This is a genomic window from Hoylesella shahii, from assembly GCF_937990675.1.
Lineage (GTDB): Bacteria > Bacteroidota > Bacteroidia > Bacteroidales > Bacteroidaceae > Prevotella > Prevotella shahii.
Window position 1 is genome coordinate 13,419 of sequence record NZ_CALKQY010000080.1, and the last position, 14,772, is coordinate 28,190.

General features: G+C 41.5%; 25 protein-coding genes. All 25 read left to right on the forward strand.

What is annotated here, in order from left to right:
* Positions 1 to 41: 41 nt before the first annotated feature.
* The 25 genes from QME03_RS11460 (at position 42) to QME03_RS11580 (ending at position 14,771) form a co-directional block, all read left to right on the forward strand.
* A complete protein-coding gene (locus QME03_RS11460; protein WP_281724443.1) occupies positions 42 to 314 on the forward strand; it encodes a hypothetical protein in 273 nt (90 codons plus the stop codon).
* A gap of 82 nt (positions 315 to 396) precedes the next feature.
* The gene (locus tag QME03_RS11465) at positions 397 to 807 is read left to right on the forward strand and encodes a hypothetical protein (protein WP_281724444.1); all 411 of its coding nucleotides are present in this window, start codon (positions 397 to 399) and stop codon (positions 805 to 807) included.
* Positions 808 to 812: 5 nt separating this feature from the next.
* Entirely contained in the window at positions 813 to 1,055 is a 243-nt protein-coding gene (locus tag QME03_RS11470; RefSeq protein WP_281724445.1) for a hypothetical protein, read from the forward strand.
* Entirely contained in the window at positions 1,048 to 1,248 is a 201-nt protein-coding gene (locus QME03_RS11475) for a hypothetical protein (protein WP_281724446.1), read from the forward strand. The genes QME03_RS11470 and QME03_RS11475 overlap by 8 nt, the downstream gene beginning before the upstream one ends.
* A 2-nt stretch (positions 1,249 to 1,250) precedes the next feature.
* Complete coding sequence (locus tag QME03_RS11480) at positions 1,251 to 2,450, forward strand: PD-(D/E)XK nuclease family protein (RefSeq protein ID WP_281724447.1); 1,200 nt, start codon at positions 1,251 to 1,253, stop codon at positions 2,448 to 2,450.
* 2 nt (positions 2,451 to 2,452) lie between these two features.
* Positions 2,453 to 3,178 (forward strand): recombination directionality factor, encoded by a 726-nt coding sequence (locus QME03_RS11485; RefSeq protein WP_281724448.1) that lies wholly within the window; start codon positions 2,453 to 2,455, stop codon positions 3,176 to 3,178.
* Positions 3,179 to 3,427: 249 nt separating this feature from the next.
* Positions 3,428 to 4,207, forward strand: a complete 780-nt coding sequence (locus QME03_RS11490; RefSeq protein WP_281724449.1) for a helix-turn-helix domain-containing protein — start codon at positions 3,428 to 3,430, stop codon at positions 4,205 to 4,207.
* A 5-nt stretch (positions 4,208 to 4,212) separates the two neighbouring features.
* A complete protein-coding gene (locus QME03_RS11495) occupies positions 4,213 to 5,148 on the forward strand; it encodes a hypothetical protein (RefSeq protein WP_281724450.1) in 936 nt (311 codons plus the stop codon).
* 161 nt (positions 5,149 to 5,309) lie between these two features.
* Positions 5,310 to 5,753, forward strand: coding sequence for a RuvC family protein (locus QME03_RS11500; RefSeq protein WP_281724451.1), 444 nt, complete (start codon positions 5,310 to 5,312; stop codon positions 5,751 to 5,753).
* 1 nt (position 5,754) lies between these two features.
* Positions 5,755 to 6,057, forward strand: a complete 303-nt coding sequence (locus tag QME03_RS11505) for a hypothetical protein (protein WP_281724452.1) — start codon at positions 5,755 to 5,757, stop codon at positions 6,055 to 6,057.
* Between the two features lie 110 nt (positions 6,058 to 6,167).
* Positions 6,168 to 6,467: a hypothetical protein gene (locus QME03_RS11510; protein ID WP_281724453.1), complete on the forward strand. Its 300-nt coding sequence runs from the start codon at positions 6,168 to 6,170 to the stop codon at positions 6,465 to 6,467.
* A 93-nt stretch (positions 6,468 to 6,560) separates the two neighbouring features.
* A complete protein-coding gene (locus QME03_RS11515; RefSeq protein ID WP_281724454.1) occupies positions 6,561 to 7,961 on the forward strand; it encodes an AAA family ATPase in 1,401 nt (466 codons plus the stop codon).
* A gap of 51 nt (positions 7,962 to 8,012) precedes the next feature.
* Positions 8,013 to 8,681 carry a ParB N-terminal domain-containing protein gene (locus QME03_RS11520; protein ID WP_281724455.1) on the forward strand — a complete coding sequence of 223 codons (669 nt, stop codon included), beginning with the start codon at positions 8,013 to 8,015 and terminating at the stop codon, positions 8,679 to 8,681.
* Between the two features lie 47 nt (positions 8,682 to 8,728).
* Positions 8,729 to 9,091: a hypothetical protein gene (locus QME03_RS11525; RefSeq protein ID WP_281724456.1), complete on the forward strand. Its 363-nt coding sequence runs from the start codon at positions 8,729 to 8,731 to the stop codon at positions 9,089 to 9,091.
* Complete coding sequence (locus QME03_RS11530; protein ID WP_281724457.1) at positions 9,054 to 9,485, forward strand: hypothetical protein; 432 nt, start codon at positions 9,054 to 9,056, stop codon at positions 9,483 to 9,485. The genes QME03_RS11525 and QME03_RS11530 overlap by 38 nt, the downstream gene beginning before the upstream one ends.
* Positions 9,486 to 9,487: 2 nt before the next feature.
* Positions 9,488 to 9,709 carry a hypothetical protein gene (locus QME03_RS11535; RefSeq protein ID WP_281724458.1) on the forward strand — a complete coding sequence of 74 codons (222 nt, stop codon included), beginning with the start codon at positions 9,488 to 9,490 and terminating at the stop codon, positions 9,707 to 9,709.
* Between the two features lie 188 nt (positions 9,710 to 9,897).
* The gene (locus QME03_RS11540; RefSeq protein ID WP_281724459.1) at positions 9,898 to 10,734 is read left to right on the forward strand and encodes a 3'-5' exonuclease; all 837 of its coding nucleotides are present in this window, start codon (positions 9,898 to 9,900) and stop codon (positions 10,732 to 10,734) included.
* Positions 10,734 to 11,069: a hypothetical protein gene (locus tag QME03_RS11545; RefSeq protein WP_281724460.1), complete on the forward strand. Its 336-nt coding sequence runs from the start codon at positions 10,734 to 10,736 to the stop codon at positions 11,067 to 11,069. Before QME03_RS11540 ends, QME03_RS11545 begins: the two co-directional genes overlap by 1 nt.
* Positions 11,035 to 11,637 (forward strand): hypothetical protein, encoded by a 603-nt coding sequence (locus QME03_RS11550; protein ID WP_281724461.1) that lies wholly within the window; start codon positions 11,035 to 11,037, stop codon positions 11,635 to 11,637. Before QME03_RS11545 ends, QME03_RS11550 begins: the two co-directional genes overlap by 35 nt.
* 42 nt (positions 11,638 to 11,679) lie before the next feature.
* Positions 11,680 to 12,108 carry a hypothetical protein gene (locus QME03_RS11555; protein ID WP_281724462.1) on the forward strand — a complete coding sequence of 143 codons (429 nt, stop codon included), beginning with the start codon at positions 11,680 to 11,682 and terminating at the stop codon, positions 12,106 to 12,108.
* A gap of 821 nt (positions 12,109 to 12,929) precedes the next feature.
* Entirely contained in the window at positions 12,930 to 13,160 is a 231-nt protein-coding gene (locus QME03_RS11560) for a hypothetical protein (protein WP_281724463.1), read from the forward strand.
* A gap of 70 nt (positions 13,161 to 13,230) precedes the next feature.
* Positions 13,231 to 13,533: an STIV orfB116 family protein gene (locus QME03_RS11565; protein WP_281724464.1), complete on the forward strand. Its 303-nt coding sequence runs from the start codon at positions 13,231 to 13,233 to the stop codon at positions 13,531 to 13,533.
* A 55-nt stretch (positions 13,534 to 13,588) separates the two neighbouring features.
* A complete protein-coding gene (locus tag QME03_RS11570) occupies positions 13,589 to 13,783 on the forward strand; it encodes a hypothetical protein (RefSeq protein ID WP_281724465.1) in 195 nt (64 codons plus the stop codon).
* On the forward strand, positions 13,773 to 14,102 hold the full coding sequence (locus tag QME03_RS11575; RefSeq protein WP_281724466.1) for a hypothetical protein: 330 nt from the start codon (positions 13,773 to 13,775) through the stop codon (positions 14,100 to 14,102). Before QME03_RS11570 ends, QME03_RS11575 begins: the two co-directional genes overlap by 11 nt.
* Before the next feature lie 207 nt (positions 14,103 to 14,309).
* Complete coding sequence (locus tag QME03_RS11580) at positions 14,310 to 14,771, forward strand: single-stranded DNA-binding protein (protein WP_281724467.1); 462 nt, start codon at positions 14,310 to 14,312, stop codon at positions 14,769 to 14,771.
* The last annotated feature ends 1 nt before the right edge of the window (position 14,772 follow it).

Sequence of the window (14,772 nt, forward strand, 5' to 3'; positions counted from 1 at the left end):
ACTGGCTAAGCAGTTACTTAGAAATTTAAAAATAAAAAATTATGAATACTTACCACATAACATACAGCTATAAGCACAATAATAGAGTATTTGTTGTTGATTGTGATGTTGAAGAGGTACACAAAGCAGATATTAAGCGCGGCGATACCATTCTATCAGATAATGGCGACACAAAAACGATAGGCAGGCAAGATATATCGTTTGATAGTTTTGTAGGCCGCTGTATATGTGGTGATAGCTACAAGCTAGGCAAAAAGTTAATAAGGCGCGTGACAAATCTTAAAATGGGGACACCATCACAATTTGGATATTAGCCCCAAAAACATTACAATCCGCCCGTTGTCAACAATGGCAGGGCGGATTTTGGCCACAAAAACTAAAATTAATATACACAAGATGAGAATATATAAAGATAGATTTTTAAGGGCGTTAGCCAATCGAGCAAAATGCCCTTATTATGTAGTCGATGAAAGAATATGCGACTACTTATTACACACTGGCGCAATTTGCGATGAGTATTCCAAAGGGCAAAAAATTAAGAACAACATCGCCGAAAACACCCCTTTTCTTTTGGTTTGTGGAGTGTTCAAAGAAATAGGCATAAGTAAGCCTACTTGTGAAGATTTCGCAAATTTGATGCGCTGCACCATTATGGGCGATGGTATATGCCCCGAATGTGGCGGCGATTGCGATGTGATTGATGGCGAGTACACCTCGCACCAAATCGACCGCGATATAGAACCCGAAATTACCACAAAATGGGAGTTGTACGAGTGTCGTGATTGTGGTTGTAAATTTTATAAATAAAGAATATGGAAAGGAAAGATTTTTATTTAAAAAAAGCCTTTGTAAAGGCTGAAATGAATGGAAAAAAGGTTTTCAAAAAAGACCTTGCTGCCAAGCTGTGGCCAAAGGGTACGCCCTCTTCTCAACAAGTCAATATGACCAAGTTACTAAGCGGCCGTATATGTTACATCGCTCCCGAATGGGTGCAGATTATCTGCAAGGAACTAGAATGCTCTGCGGATTTCTTGTTTGGTTTGAGCGATGAATAAACTATTTAAGAAAGTGTGCGATGTGGTGTGCGGTGCGCACCAATTGCAGATAATTAAACGTACATTGTATATACTTATCACATTGTGCGTATTGTTATCGCCGCTTAATGGTGGGCTGCTCATATTGGCCGTAATTGGCTGTGTGGGTATGGCCTTTGTAAATTCAGAAATTGAGGAACAAAACGACAAATAAAGATGGAACAAAAAGAAAACATGCCCAACATGATGGGCGCAATTAGTGGACAGGGCGAGCAATTGCCGCCATTTGTGGAGGTGGAGCAAGAAAAAAGCCAAGTGGTTGAGTTGCTCCAAGGCGTGACAAGTGAGGAAATAAAAAGTATTTTCTTTGACAAGGACGCCCTTGTCGAGCCGCCTTACAGAGTATTCCAGTTGAATAGTAGTGGGCATCGTTACTATTATCGTTTTAACGAGGATGGCGAACCACAATTTTATCCGAGCGTTACCACCATTCTAAGCCAAACGATGCCGAATAACCCTTACTTAACGAAGTGGATAGCGGACAAAGGTTTTGACGAGGCCGAGCGGTACAAGATGGAGCGCGCCAATTACGGCACATTCATGCACGCACAATTTGAAAGGCTGCTTATTCAACGCACATACGATTTGGATGGCCTTAAAGACGAATTGCGCGAGTACATTGAGTATAATCGTTTGCCCGATGATTTTATACATTATGCAGACGAGTTGAAAAAAGACGTGTTGGCATTCGCTCAATTCGTATTAGATTACGATGTTAGGCCGCTGGCGGTTGAGATTGCGCTCGTACATCCTGTATATAACTATGCTGGGATGATTGACCTCCCTTGTACTATGGCCGCGGCAAAAGGCAGTGACAAGCGAATAACGGCAATAGTTGACTTCAAAAGCGGCCGCAAAGGATTTTACCCCGACTATGAAGTACAACTACACTTGTATAAGATGATGTGGGAGGTTAATTTTGAAAATCACCCAATCGACAAGGTATTTAATTTTGCGCCGAAAGATTGGCGTAAATTTCCCACATATCATTTGAAAGACCAAACCGACAGCGTTGAGAAATTGAAGATACCGCATTTGTTGGGGCTGGCCGAAATTGAGGACAAGAAACGCGATAACACATTTGTAGCGTGTAGTGGTGTCGTATCGCTCGATACTAACGACTTGACAAGCAATGTTATAAGTTTGTCGCTTTCAGAGTTGATTAAAACGAAAGCCAACAATGACGATAAACCAAATGATGATAAGGCAATTTCAGAAAGTGACGTTATTGCAGAGAATGAACGAAAAGTGTTAAATTCAGAACGCCAAACGTTAAATCCGGCACAAAAACAAGCCGAAAAGAACGAAAGTGAGAGAATAAGCACAAGTTTGAAACTTGATTTAAGCGATATGTAGATATGGACGGACGAATAAAAAGACCTAGCCCCGATAAGGGGTTAGCCTTGCCAAGAATAGGAAGTTTGCACGTTGGCAAAAAAGTTGTCGGCCGAAATGGCAAGGAATACCCTACAAGTACCGACTACTTTATACCAAGCGGCAAATATGCTGCTTTGTTTACAAAAGCGTTTGGCGAAAAGCCCTCAACAATTCAAATTGTATTCCCAGACAATTCGCCCGAAAAGGTGTGCGCCGAGCGTTATGAGTATAGGGACGATGCAGGCGGCTTGGTGGCCTATGGTGACGGCCAAGCATTTAACGTTTGGAATGGGCAAAAATACGTGACCTACCAAATAGCAGACTATCCCGACTTGATGGCAGGTATTGCAAGAAAGTACCCCAATCGAGCCGCACGCGCTGGGTTTGATGGTTGGAATGTGATTTTAACACTAACATTCGTTATTCCATCCGTGCGTGGCGTGGCTGGCGTGTGGACTTTCACGACAAAGGGAGCGGCAAGCAGCATTCCACAAGTACGTAATACTTTCGATGCCATTCTGCAAGAAAAAGGCTTTGTGCGTGGAATAATCTTTGATTTGAACGTGAAATTTGCAACATCGCAAAAGCCTAACAACAATAGCCGTTATCCAGTAGTTTCGCTCGTGCCGAATGAGAGCGAGGACAATGTAGCGTTAGTTAAACAGGCTTTTTTACCAATAAATGCACCAATTTTAAAGACAGAATGAAAAATATTTATAGAAATGCTTGTAAGGTAGGATATTATTTGCTATCTTTGCACACATAAAGAGATAAACTTCCTTCATGTGGCCACTCCACTTAGTTTTGTTTCATCTTTTCTGGGTGGGTGGCCTTTTTAAAATGAAAGAATTAGCTTATACCATCACGATAAGCAAAAATATATTGCAATGCAACTCGACCCCTATCTTCAAAGTGTGTGATGGCCTTTGTTGATGGGGGTCTTTTCTTTTAAAGTTATGGAACAAAATAACTTAATTATCCGCCATAATAGCGGAGGTAACTTTACCATCCTCAACAACGATATTCTGCAAGATACGAATATGACGTTTTTTGCAAAAGGTATTTTGTGCTATCTTTTGAGTTTGCCAAAAGATTGGGAGGTGAATGTGGCACAGGTGGCCGACAAGTTCGGTGAAAAAGAGTGTCGTATTTTGAGGGCATTTCGCGAGTTAATTGACCTAGGTTATTGTATGCGTAAAGCGTACCATGAGAATGGCCGCTTAAAGGGTCAAAGGTACTATGTTAGCGATGTAGCTGGCGTGTTTGGCGAGATTGAAAGAAAGCCAAAAGAGCCAAGTCTTTTTGACGAAAATACAGCCCCCCAAAAAAATGGGGGTACTGAATGCACAGCCCCCCAAAAAAACTCGCCCACTGAAAAAACAGCCCCCACAAAAAACGGGGGGGCATATACAAAAGACGATAATCAAGAAACAAAAGAATATTATAATAAGAACAAAAAAACGCTTTTTTCCGAAAATTCGGTTTTGGCGGATATTGATTTTGTTTTGGACAAATTCGCAGGTGCCGAGTACGAGGAAGTTGATATAGTATATTACTATCACGCTGTGCGCGATTGGAGCGATAGTAGCAATACTAAACGAACTGAAAACGGATGGTTAGCCACTATTCGGAGTTTTATTCGCACAGATATAGAGCGCAATAAGCTGCACAAGAAAGTGCAATATAGGGCGGATGCCGTTATAGCCGATGAGGCTCTACAATTTCTAAAAATGTAGTGCGTATGAATGAGATAATTATAAGCAAGAATTTGCCCGAAATGCGCAAAAACGCCGCCTTGATGGTTCAAAAGCCAAAGGCAGGCCAAAAGGCTATCGAGGTGCGCAGGGCATTGGCAGAATTGCCCGAAACCCTTTCGGGGCTTTCGGAACAAGAACGTGAGATTTTTTCGGCAAGCGTAAAAAAGCAGATTGGCGAGTATGACAATGCGCTCGAATTGGCGGCCTATATTAAGCCTTTGTTTAAGTACATTGCTAAGGATGTAGGATATAATATACCAAGTAGAGAAGAGGAATGGCAATACATTCAAACGCGCATTTTGGACGTTTTGCGAAAATACTTTGCCAAATTCACATTGAACGATATTAAGCTAGCATTTGAGTTGACCGCACTGGGCGAGTTAGATGTTTTTTTGCCGAAAAACAAAGACGGCAAAGCAGATAGGGGGCATTATCAGAATTTCAATGCGGAGTATTTCGCAAAGATTTTGCACGCCTATCAAGAAAAGCAAGGATGCGTTTTTGAAAAAGTGTTTAAAAACACTTCTACAATTGCCATTGCCGATAACTCTGCCAAAGTGGCACAAAAAAAGTTCCAAAAGCTGCTTGTGTATGCCTTTTATCATTACAAATATCGTGGCTACATGCTGGATTTGAGCGCACCACAGCAAATAATGCTATATAACATATTGCACAATCTAGGATTTATCACGGCTGTTTTGTCAGATGATGATTTAAAGCGGTCAATGGCAGAAGTACGCAAGCAAATTGCAATGAACATAATAAAGCCATTTCAGGCAGGAATTATAAAGGCTAGGGGCGTGGAGCATGATGCTGTTAAGGCTGGTGCGGTTAAATTCTCGCAATACAGGGCAATAATAGAGTGCTTTGATTGGATGGTAAAAGAAGAAATCCAAATAACCGATTATATACTTGTGTAGAATGAAGACAAATTTGAGATTACAAGATACTACATTTACCGAATTATAGAATTATGGAGAAAAATAATTTATCAATTAATTGTATCATTGCAATTGACCCCGGTGCAAGTAATGGGGGCATTTGCGTTTTTCGACCCAAAGAAACACCTAAATGCGTGCGGATGCCAAAGGACTTGCGCGACTTGCGCGACTTCATTGCCTATTACAAGGGGTTTACCAACCCAATTGTATTTGTTGAAAAACTTAACGTGCGTGTTGACGATGCAGAGGAGAATAAGGGCAAATTGTTCCGTATTCAAACGATGCTCGCAAACTTCGAGCAGATAAAGGCCGTGTTAACTCTGCTCGATGTGCCTTACTGCCTTGTGCATCCTATGAAGTGGCAAAGTAGGCTTAATCTTCGTAAGGTAGGCCGTTACGAGGAAAAAAGCGAGCGGAAAAAACGCTACAAGGAGGTCGCGCAAGACCTTTACAAAGGTGTTAAAGTTACTCTTTGGAATGCCGATGCGCTGTTAATTATGCACTTTGGCAGGGTCGTTTTAAGCAACGATTTGAGTTGGCTGTTAGAGAATATACCACGTAATACACATAATAAGTTATTCTAGTATGGACAATAGGAAGTTAACCCGTGATGTAAGTCACTTCGACACGTTAACGCGCGAAATGCTGTGTCACATGTGCCGCAATATCATTGATAATAATGCGATGTACGATAATAGTATAATTTCATTCGCCGAATTTTTGAACAAGGTGCGCCAATTACGACACACACAGCGGCGCGCGGCTAGAAATGCGGAGTTGGAGAAGAAAAAAGAGTGTCAAGAAATGGAGTTGGATGCCATTTTAAACCGCTTTTTCAACGCGCAACTAACTATTTTTAATGCAAAATGCGATTTTCTCGAAAAATAATGCTTAAAATTTTTGGCGGTTTGAAAATTATTAGTAACTTTGCAATGTGATTAATAAACAACACGACCGGCACGGCGGTTTCCGTGAAACATTTTAAAACTAAAAAAAAGATGAAGAATTTAGTTATTACCAAGAGAATTAACGCTACCAACTCAAAAGAAGTTAAAGAGCAGGTTGTAGACCAACTAAAAAGTTGGGGTTACAATGTGGTAGCCGATGAGGAACAAGCACAAAGTTTTTTCCTTGCTGAATTTGGCAAGGAAATGAATACAGAAGTTGCTCAAGAATTTGCCATTGACGGCGAAATTAACTATGGCTATCAAACAACAATAAATGTGACGATTAAGGCACATTATTGTGATAGCGGTTCGGTTGATTACCTCTACACGGTAGAAGTTACCGAGGACTAAGACAATAATTATACCTCATGGCAAAAAAGCCGTGGGGTATAAACCTTTATATTAACTTTGAGCGTAACTCGCTCACAAAAAGATGATAAAAATATGTACATCAAAAAACTAGAATTGTTGAATTTTCAAGTAATAAAGGGGTTCAACGCAGATTTTGAGGGTAATGTATATTTCATTACCGGAGATAACGAGTTAGGAAAGTCGACCCTTTTGAAAGCGATTGGCGCGCTACTTACAGGTGAGCGCGATGCCGTTTTGCGCAAGGGTGAAGAAAAAGGATTTGCGAAAATGGTTGTTGGCGATAGCGGTAAAGAGTACGAAGTAAGCTTAAAGTTTACAAAGGCCAACCCACGCGGCGTGCTGTCAATCAAAGGCGACAAATTACAAAGCAGTAACGTGTCTATGCTGCAAGAATTGTTCGGCTATCAAAATTTTGATGCCGTTGAGTTCTGCTCGTGGAGCGAAACGGCCGATGGGCGGCGTAAGCAAATCGAGGTCGTTAAAGGTCTTTTGCCGCAAAAGGTACAAGACCGCATTAACGAAATAGATGCGGATGTTAAGGCCAAAAAGGCAGAACGTACCGATTTGAACCGCGATATTAAGCTGCTTTCGGCGCAAGTTAAGGCGAGCAAACAAGGGCTTGAGGTCGGTGACGAAAAGAAATACACCACACGTTTAGACGTTTCGGACTTGTTAAAAGTTCAGCAAGAACAGGCTCAAAATGATGCAAAAGCAACACTCGTGCGCAGTAAGTTGCAGGAGAGAGTTGACCAATTAGCCGCCATTCCTCAAAAAATCGAGGGTGCAAAAGCCAAGTATGAGCAAACAAAAGCGGCTATCGAAGATGAGTTGAGAATAGCGCAAGAACGCTTTAACCAACTAAAACAAGAATTGGACAAGCGCAATAGCATGGCGTTTGAAGAATTTGAAAACGCTCAAAAGGAAATTGCCGCCGAGAAAGCAGATGCCGAGGAGCGCAAGGCCAATTGTGAAAGTTGGCTTAAAGACTATGAAAGCACCATCAGAACGGCGGCCGACACTGATGCAATTGCACAGGCGCAAGCACACAATGAAAAGGTAGCCATTGTAGAGGGCTATCTAGCAAGAAAGAGCGAACTAGACAAGGTGCAGGCCACATTTGATAATTTGGGCGGAGAAGTAGAGAAGTTACAGGCAGAGCGCGCCGAGATAATCGAAAACGCGAACTTGCCAATTAGCGGCCTATCATTCACAGAAGACGGCCTAACGCTAAACAATATGCCATTTATGGACGGCGTTGTGAGTGATAGCCAAAAGATGGAAGTTGCCGCCAAATTGATTATTGCGGCAAACCCAACGGTTAAGGTGTTCAGAATTGCGCGCGGCGAGAGTTTGGGCGCAAAGCGTTTAAAGACTATCCTAGACGTCGCAAAAGCAAATGGTTTCCAAGGTTTTATCGAAAACGTAAAGCGCGGACAGGAAACAATGCAGGTGGAAGAATACACAGAAAATTAGTTATTTCGGGTGGGGTGAAATTCCCCACCCACATAAAAAAGATGAAACAAAATGGAAATTCAGAAAACGACAGATTACAAGCTGTTTAAGAAATTGGACGGCAACCGCGATGTTAAGAGAACAAATGCGCTTGTAAAGTCAATACTGGAATTTGACTTAACAATGTATTCGCCAATCATTGTAAGTGAAGATTTCAGAATTATTGACGGACAACATAGGTTTGTGGCATGCCGAGAATTGGGGCTACCAATTTATTTTGTTGTGATGCGAAACGAAAATGTTGAAAAGGCAATGATTGTCTTAAACAAATGTCAATCGCAGTGGCGTAATGGCGAGTTCTTTCAATACAATGTACAGAAAAAAGGCGGTGTTTATAGAGAATTGAAAGAATATATTAACAAATACAAAATACAATTATCTTACGCAGTTATTTTGTTTCCGCAAAAGCCATTTGAAACGAAAAAAGTACGTGATGCAAAATTTGTATTTGAGAAGTATTCAAAGTGTGACGAATTGACAGAATATTATCTAAGCCCCGAATTTAAGATTTTGCCGTTTTGGAGGTCAAAGCCATTTGTTAGGGCTATACGCGCGTTCTTTGAGAAATCAGACAAAAAGCAACTGGATAAGTTGAAACGCAAGGCTTTGGCGATACCTCAATGTGCGAACAATGTACAATATATCACAGCATTTGACAACCTTGTTAGGATGAGAAGATAATAATTTAATAATGCAAATATATGGTGAGCAAAAGGAAGTCCAAGAAGATGGCAGTTAATACAATTGTTGTCAAAAAGCAAAAATCAGTAAAAGAAATGTCCGTTAAGGAATTGCTTTTAAGCCCCGAATTTAAAACGAATTTACAGAAAATAGTATTGGAATTGCAGGGCGAACGAAAGGCAAAAAACGGACTTGTAGGCCAAAATTTAAAAAGGCATCCAATTGATTATTTGAATTTGGATGTAAACTATCTGATTGCAGAGTACGCCGCAATTCTTAACAAGAATAGCCAGTTATCTAGCAATTCGCGTGAGTTTATCAAGGCCGTTTGCGAGGATGCCGCAATAAAAACAATTAAGCAATTACAAGACAATGAAACCGCGAGAGAAGTCCGCCACGGGGATAATTAACGATGTTGGCAAACTCTCCATGTACATGGGAGAGTTAAACGAGTTTTTCAAACAGCACAAGGGCGAACGAGTTATAGCACGTTTTTTTGTCGCACCTAAACAGAGTAGTGCCGCATTGGTTGGGTATTATTATAATTATGTAGTACCTACAATTAGGCAGGGTATGGCAGAACTTGGCGAGCGAAAGACAGACGAGCAAACAGAATTGTTTTTGCGCGAAATTAGCCCAATAATGCAAATAGAAAATGTTGATTTGTCTGCGTGTACATATAACACGACACTGAAAGAAATCCGGGGGTGTTCAAACGCTGAATTGGTAGAGCATATTGAATTTTTAAAGCAATTTGCTGCCGAGAACTTAAACGTATTTATTGAAGAACCTAATTTGTTATAATTATGAATATAGAAAATGTACATTATGCAAAAAACTTTATAGATGAATTTATAAGGGTGGAGCGAATTGAATATTGTTTGCGTGAGAATTTTAAAATAACAATACAAATAGATGGTCAAGAAATTAAACTTTTCGACCATCAAATGGAGTCAGTTCGCAGAGCATTACTTAAAGAACATCGTATTATGAAAAAATCGTTGTGCGAGGAACTAAAAGATATGTAACATGTTTTGCAAGTGTGGCCAAAAACCTAGATTTTACCCCTTAAATAGTTGGCGCATAAACCACTATCGTTATACGCCAAAGGGTTTCAGTCGTGTGAAGTGCCTAAAATGTGGGTGCGAATGGCTCACAAGAAAAGGCTACACAAAATATATTAAGAACTTAGATTTAACTTTCAAATTTTAAAAAGATGATTTACGAAATTAAAGATGTGTTGTTTTTTGACGTAGAAACAACGGGAGTGCCTGAAAAAGGGTTGAAATGGGATGTCGATTTTGACAAATTCCCATTTGTCGTGCAATTCGCATGGCTGAAAGATGGTGTGTTGAAAAAGCACTTAATCAAGCCAATTACGCCCAAAGGAATTGCGTTTGAAATACCAAAGGAAACAACGGAAATACATGGTGTATCGACAGAATTGGCAATGCGCGAGGGGCGTTTGTTCGAGGATGTTGTGCAGGAATTTGTACAAGATTGTACGGCATCGCCGCTTATCTGCGCGCACAATATCTATTTTGACACCTCAATAATAAAGGCCAACATTATGCGCTATCTAGGTAAGGAGTACTATGATAGCAAGGTGGATGGGGCTTTGTTCAAAGGCAAGCGAATTGATACCATGATGAAAACAATGAAGTTCGTGGGGGCTACTTTCCCCAATAGTAGCCGCATAAAATTCCCCACATTGGAGGAACTTTACGCGCGTTGTTTTGACGGCAAAAAATTTGGCGCACACGATGCGGGCGAGGACGTCAAGGCACTCGCAGAGTGTTTGCCGATAATTGTAGAATTGGGCTTTGTTAAGTTGGAGCAAAAGGAGTACAATGAGGATGGCACGCAGAAAAAGAGTACTACAAAAAAGTCTTCGAGCATCTCAAAAACAAAAATCGTAAAGGCAAAAGGGCTTTTTGATGATGCGGACAAGAATGCAAAAAAGGTCGTTTCGAGTTCTGAAAATGTGACAGAAGAAAAGCCAAACAATCCGCTTTTGCAGGGTGAAAGTTTGTGGGGGGAGGACAAATTTTAATGGAGTTCATTGTTCATGCCGCTTTTGTGTTCATTCTCCTTGTAATGGCTATTATCGCTTGTGCATTATTCTGCATTATGGTTGATATGGTCAGAGAGGGAAAGGCAAAAGGAGTTTCAGAAAGAAAATTATCTGATGAATTGCTAATGCAATACTTAGATATTCGCTTTTCAGACGAAACAGAAGAGCAAAGTGTAAGGCGAAAAATTGACACATTAGAGTGTTTGGCCATTGAATTGCGAATGAAATATAATGCGTGTGAGGTGGCCAGTGATTTTAAATACATTAAAAACAAAAAACATGGAAAAAGAAAACAAAAAGCCAATTCCGAGTAAAAAGGCGTTTACCTTGTCAAAGGCTAAGTTAGCAAGTGGTGGCGGCCTAGACGTGCATTATGAAGTCAGTGAGCAAGACGGCAATGCCAATTATCTAAACAAGCATCATGACGAGTGCGCGCAGGACGTTCAAAAAGAACTTAGAGAACTATTCCAAGAATTGCGGCCAATCGTAGGCAGGATATTTAACATCACAAGCTTTAAAACTCTGATGGAAACAGACGAGTTTAAAGCGACCGAGCAACAAAAAGCATTGGGCGATGATTTTGCGCAAGAATGTTTGAACAAAATTGAGGTGCGCGGCATTTCGTTGAGCGGCAAAGACGATAAAGTAGGCGTTGTTATCACATCCGTTTACGAGGTGGCCAACGGTCAGAAAGTGGTAATCAATACGCCGCGCATTCGCTTTGATAGTGAAACATGGGGATTTGAGGAGGAACTTGAAAACATTGTTTATAAAATCGAAAACGAGGTTTACGAGTTTCTTTTTATGGGCAAAAAAGCCGAATTGTCCCTATTTGGCGAGGATGATGGCAGTCAAGCAGAGGAAACAGAAGAAGACAATTAACCACATTGGCGGAGCATTGCGCTCCGCCTTTATCTTATGAATATGGCCATATTAATAGAAGATGTAGCGTGTTATCTGTATGCGCGCGATAGAGGGTTTGAGCCGCTTGTTGATAAACGATTTGAAATACCTATAAGTGTGCGTGTGGATGTGCAGCGGCATTTATTCGGCCGTGGCCACTCAATGGCCGAGAACGAAAGGTTTTATCGGTATTGTTGGCGAATATATCCGCACATCTGCCAAGAATGCTTGCGGCCGCTTGGCAATTATTCGGCCGTATATATATCGCACATACGCACGCGCGGAGCATTCCCCGAAATGGCGCACGATGTTAGGAATGTGAATGTACTCTGTTTCAAGCATCACAACCAGTGGGAAACTGGTAATAGAAAGGCAATGCGGATATATCCGCGCAATGCCATGACAATAGAGCAGCTTACAAAAGAGTATAACGAGTTTTGGCGGCCTTAAAATATGCTTAATTGTTATAGAATGTAAACAAGGCGCGTTTTGATGGGTATTTGTGTTAATGAAATTCAAAATAACGATATTTATTTGTTTTTTGCTTGCAGGTTTCAAAAATACTTCTTACCTTTGCATTGTGATTAAGAAACACACATACAAAACTTGTTTCAAGGTCACGCAACAAACTTGCCAAAGTATAAATGGTTTCGGAATGTCGATGTAGGGACGGACGAGTAAAAACGCAAAGAAGCCTAAGCCCTTGGTGGTATGGCGAGCGGTCTACATAACGCCTACCAACGCAAAACATCGTATGCGCGTTGATGTTAGCCCGAAAGGGCGCGGTTGAAAGCCTGAAAAGATAACCGCTTAAAATGGCTGATGCCCTTGGCGTTGGGGCGTGGAACTCACCACGCGCTAAAAAAGAGGAACTTCGCACATGCGGACAATAGCCTGTAAAGTTGGGGTGTTCAAAAAATCCGTAGAGTACGCATTTAATGCGTAAGTACCCACTTAATCTAGGCATGGCACTTGTAACCTTTGGGTATGCAAGAGTGGTTGGGCAATAATGTGAGTGAACCCCCGTAGAACTCTACTCAATAAGCGTTGAATGCGCGCGATTTAGCACTTATCATAGTGCAGCATCAAGGAGGACGCTCCTTGCGCAGGTCAGCAATGCGCTGAAAGCTGAAATCCGCAACGGTGGCCAACCATGAAAGCTAGTGGTTTGGTGCTAAGCAAGCGGCAAAGGGCAAGCCCACGGCTTGGGCTAAGCGAATGCCCCGCGCGGTGTTTTTAGTGTTTTTGACACCGCATTTTATTTAAAAAAGATGGAGGAACTAACTATGACGAACTTTTTGAACTTTAAGGCGGCAAAAAATTCCGACCTTTGGTGGCTTTGCATAGCCGATGCCGCAGGCGGCATTCTCGATGAGGAGGATAGTTTTTTAGCAGTTGTTGATGTAAGGGTGGGGCGTAATCTTACGGCATGTGGCCATAAGTTCCGTATGCCTAGTTTTGATAATTTAAGTCGTGGATGGGTACGTAGAAATGTACCATAAAATATTTTACAAAAAGGCCAATGGCGCGAGCCTTACCAAATCCGCGCCATAATTTTAAATTCAAAAAAAGATGAAGAAGTATATTAGCAACGCTTTTTCCTTGCAGATGCTAGACACAAGCAAGGAGCAGAAAGTAATTATTACCCCTGTTAGTGAGGTGGAGTTTAATGGTGCAAAAACCACGGCTGTGTCTGCCGTTGGTCACCAAGATACCGCGGCCGTTTTGGGCGTTCCTTTCAATAGGATGAGCCTTAAATTAGAGCAAGGTGACGAGTTATTTGTTGCCCAACTCGTTGGCGGCCGTCTGCCAGAGGGATGCACCGAACTGCCGCAAGGATTTAAGTTCACCTACTTAAAGGTGACACTAGTCTAACATATACCACTAGCTTAGCGGCTAGTGGTTTTGTAGTATCTAAAAAAAAATGAATATGGAAAATAAAAGAGGTGGTGCGCGTAAGCGCGCAGGTAGAAAAAAGTTGGGCAAAACCTCAATTATGGTTTATCTTTCGCCAGAAAATGCCAACTTTGTGCGAGAAATGGCAGAAAAATATTACAAAACGCTGTCTAGTACGGTGGAAGAGTTCATTGTTCAAGCGAGAGAAAGGGCGGAAAATGAGGGTTAACAAACCTAACTATGCAGAAATATCAAGGCGCAGCGTTCGCGCGGATTTTGCGCCTAGGAAATTTCAGCAGCGAGAAAAAAGAAACGAAAGGCCGCAAAGCGATGATGTACGCAGAATTGTGTTTGTGAACCCCAATAGCGGCTATTTCAAGTACAAAAACTTACTTCTAGGCAAACAAGTGCGCTTACTTCGCGAGGCCATTCTTGGCGGTTGGTTCTGCGAGTTTTTGAACGACCACGACCGCAAGGCCGTCAATGATGCAGCAGGGTGGAGCAATGAAAAAAAAGAATACTTGTTTGATGGGGTGAAATTCAAATAAAAAAAATGAGTGACAAGTTAATAGAAAATATCTTTGGGCTTATAGCCTTTATAGTTGTTTTCGTTGTGTATTACCTAACAATCAAAGAAAAATGAAAGCTGAAAAAGGTTATAAATTGGTGTTTTGGGGGTTCGTTTTATTGACCCTTTTTTGTTACATCTACACGCTTGTAGACGTTGTTCGTTCAATCTTTAAACTTTTCTGATTATGGCAATCAACAAAGTTATATTACTAGGTAATGTAGGCAATGCGCCGAAAATGTACACTTTTGACGATGGTCGAAAAGCCGCGCAAATATCGTTGGCCACGTCAACGCCCGAATACACAAAAAAAGACGGCACAAAGGTGAATGGCGTGACAGAATGGCACAACGTGGTATTATACACACCATTAGCCGAAATTGTAGAGAAGTACGTCCATAAGGGCGATAAACTCTATATCGAGGGGCGCAACCATTATCGAGAGTACGAGGCGAATGGCGTTAAGCAATACTTTACGGAGATTATTGCCAATAGTTTGGAGTTGTTAACGCCGAAACCAAAACAACCATCGCCAGAGCCATTCACAGCGGCCGCACCACAACAACAGCCGGCGCAAATGGCACAAGCGCAACAAACGGCACAACCCACGCAAGCGGCGCAAGGAAATTCAGATGATTTACCATTTTAAA

Excerpts from the sequence above, each read along its gene's own strand:
- QME03_RS11460 (WP_281724443.1), top strand. The coding sequence starts at position 42 with ATGAATACTTACCACATAACATACAGCTATAAGCACAATAATAGAGTA.
- QME03_RS11465 (WP_281724444.1), top strand. The coding sequence starts at position 397 with ATGAGAATATATAAAGATAGATTTTTAAGGGCGTTAGCCAATCGAGCA.
- QME03_RS11470 (WP_281724445.1), top strand. The coding sequence starts at position 813 with ATGGAAAGGAAAGATTTTTATTTAAAAAAAGCCTTTGTAAAGGCTGAA.
- QME03_RS11475 (WP_281724446.1), top strand. The coding sequence starts at position 1,048 with ATGAATAAACTATTTAAGAAAGTGTGCGATGTGGTGTGCGGTGCGCAC.
- QME03_RS11480 (WP_281724447.1), top strand. The coding sequence starts at position 1,251 with ATGGAACAAAAAGAAAACATGCCCAACATGATGGGCGCAATTAGTGGA.
- QME03_RS11485 (WP_281724448.1), top strand. The coding sequence starts at position 2,453 with ATGGACGGACGAATAAAAAGACCTAGCCCCGATAAGGGGTTAGCCTTG.
- QME03_RS11490 (WP_281724449.1), top strand. The coding sequence starts at position 3,428 with ATGGAACAAAATAACTTAATTATCCGCCATAATAGCGGAGGTAACTTT.
- QME03_RS11495 (WP_281724450.1), top strand. The coding sequence starts at position 4,213 with ATGAATGAGATAATTATAAGCAAGAATTTGCCCGAAATGCGCAAAAAC.
- QME03_RS11500 (WP_281724451.1), top strand. The coding sequence starts at position 5,310 with ATGCCAAAGGACTTGCGCGACTTGCGCGACTTCATTGCCTATTACAAG.
- QME03_RS11505 (WP_281724452.1), top strand. The coding sequence starts at position 5,755 with ATGGACAATAGGAAGTTAACCCGTGATGTAAGTCACTTCGACACGTTA.
- QME03_RS11510 (WP_281724453.1), top strand. The coding sequence starts at position 6,168 with ATGAAGAATTTAGTTATTACCAAGAGAATTAACGCTACCAACTCAAAA.
- QME03_RS11515 (WP_281724454.1), top strand. The coding sequence starts at position 6,561 with ATGTACATCAAAAAACTAGAATTGTTGAATTTTCAAGTAATAAAGGGG.
- QME03_RS11520 (WP_281724455.1), top strand. The coding sequence starts at position 8,013 with ATGGAAATTCAGAAAACGACAGATTACAAGCTGTTTAAGAAATTGGAC.
- QME03_RS11525 (WP_281724456.1), top strand. The coding sequence starts at position 8,729 with ATGGCAGTTAATACAATTGTTGTCAAAAAGCAAAAATCAGTAAAAGAA.
- QME03_RS11530 (WP_281724457.1), top strand. The coding sequence starts at position 9,054 with ATGAAACCGCGAGAGAAGTCCGCCACGGGGATAATTAACGATGTTGGC.
- QME03_RS11535 (WP_281724458.1), top strand. The coding sequence starts at position 9,488 with ATGAATATAGAAAATGTACATTATGCAAAAAACTTTATAGATGAATTT.
- QME03_RS11540 (WP_281724459.1), top strand. The coding sequence starts at position 9,898 with ATGATTTACGAAATTAAAGATGTGTTGTTTTTTGACGTAGAAACAACG.
- QME03_RS11545 (WP_281724460.1), top strand. The coding sequence starts at position 10,734 with ATGGAGTTCATTGTTCATGCCGCTTTTGTGTTCATTCTCCTTGTAATG.
- QME03_RS11550 (WP_281724461.1), top strand. The coding sequence starts at position 11,035 with ATGGAAAAAGAAAACAAAAAGCCAATTCCGAGTAAAAAGGCGTTTACC.
- QME03_RS11555 (WP_281724462.1), top strand. The coding sequence starts at position 11,680 with ATGGCCATATTAATAGAAGATGTAGCGTGTTATCTGTATGCGCGCGAT.
- QME03_RS11560 (WP_281724463.1), top strand. The coding sequence starts at position 12,930 with ATGGAGGAACTAACTATGACGAACTTTTTGAACTTTAAGGCGGCAAAA.
- QME03_RS11565 (WP_281724464.1), top strand. The coding sequence starts at position 13,231 with ATGAAGAAGTATATTAGCAACGCTTTTTCCTTGCAGATGCTAGACACA.
- QME03_RS11570 (WP_281724465.1), top strand. The coding sequence starts at position 13,589 with ATGGAAAATAAAAGAGGTGGTGCGCGTAAGCGCGCAGGTAGAAAAAAG.
- QME03_RS11575 (WP_281724466.1), top strand. The coding sequence starts at position 13,773 with ATGAGGGTTAACAAACCTAACTATGCAGAAATATCAAGGCGCAGCGTT.
- QME03_RS11580 (WP_281724467.1), top strand. The coding sequence starts at position 14,310 with ATGGCAATCAACAAAGTTATATTACTAGGTAATGTAGGCAATGCGCCG.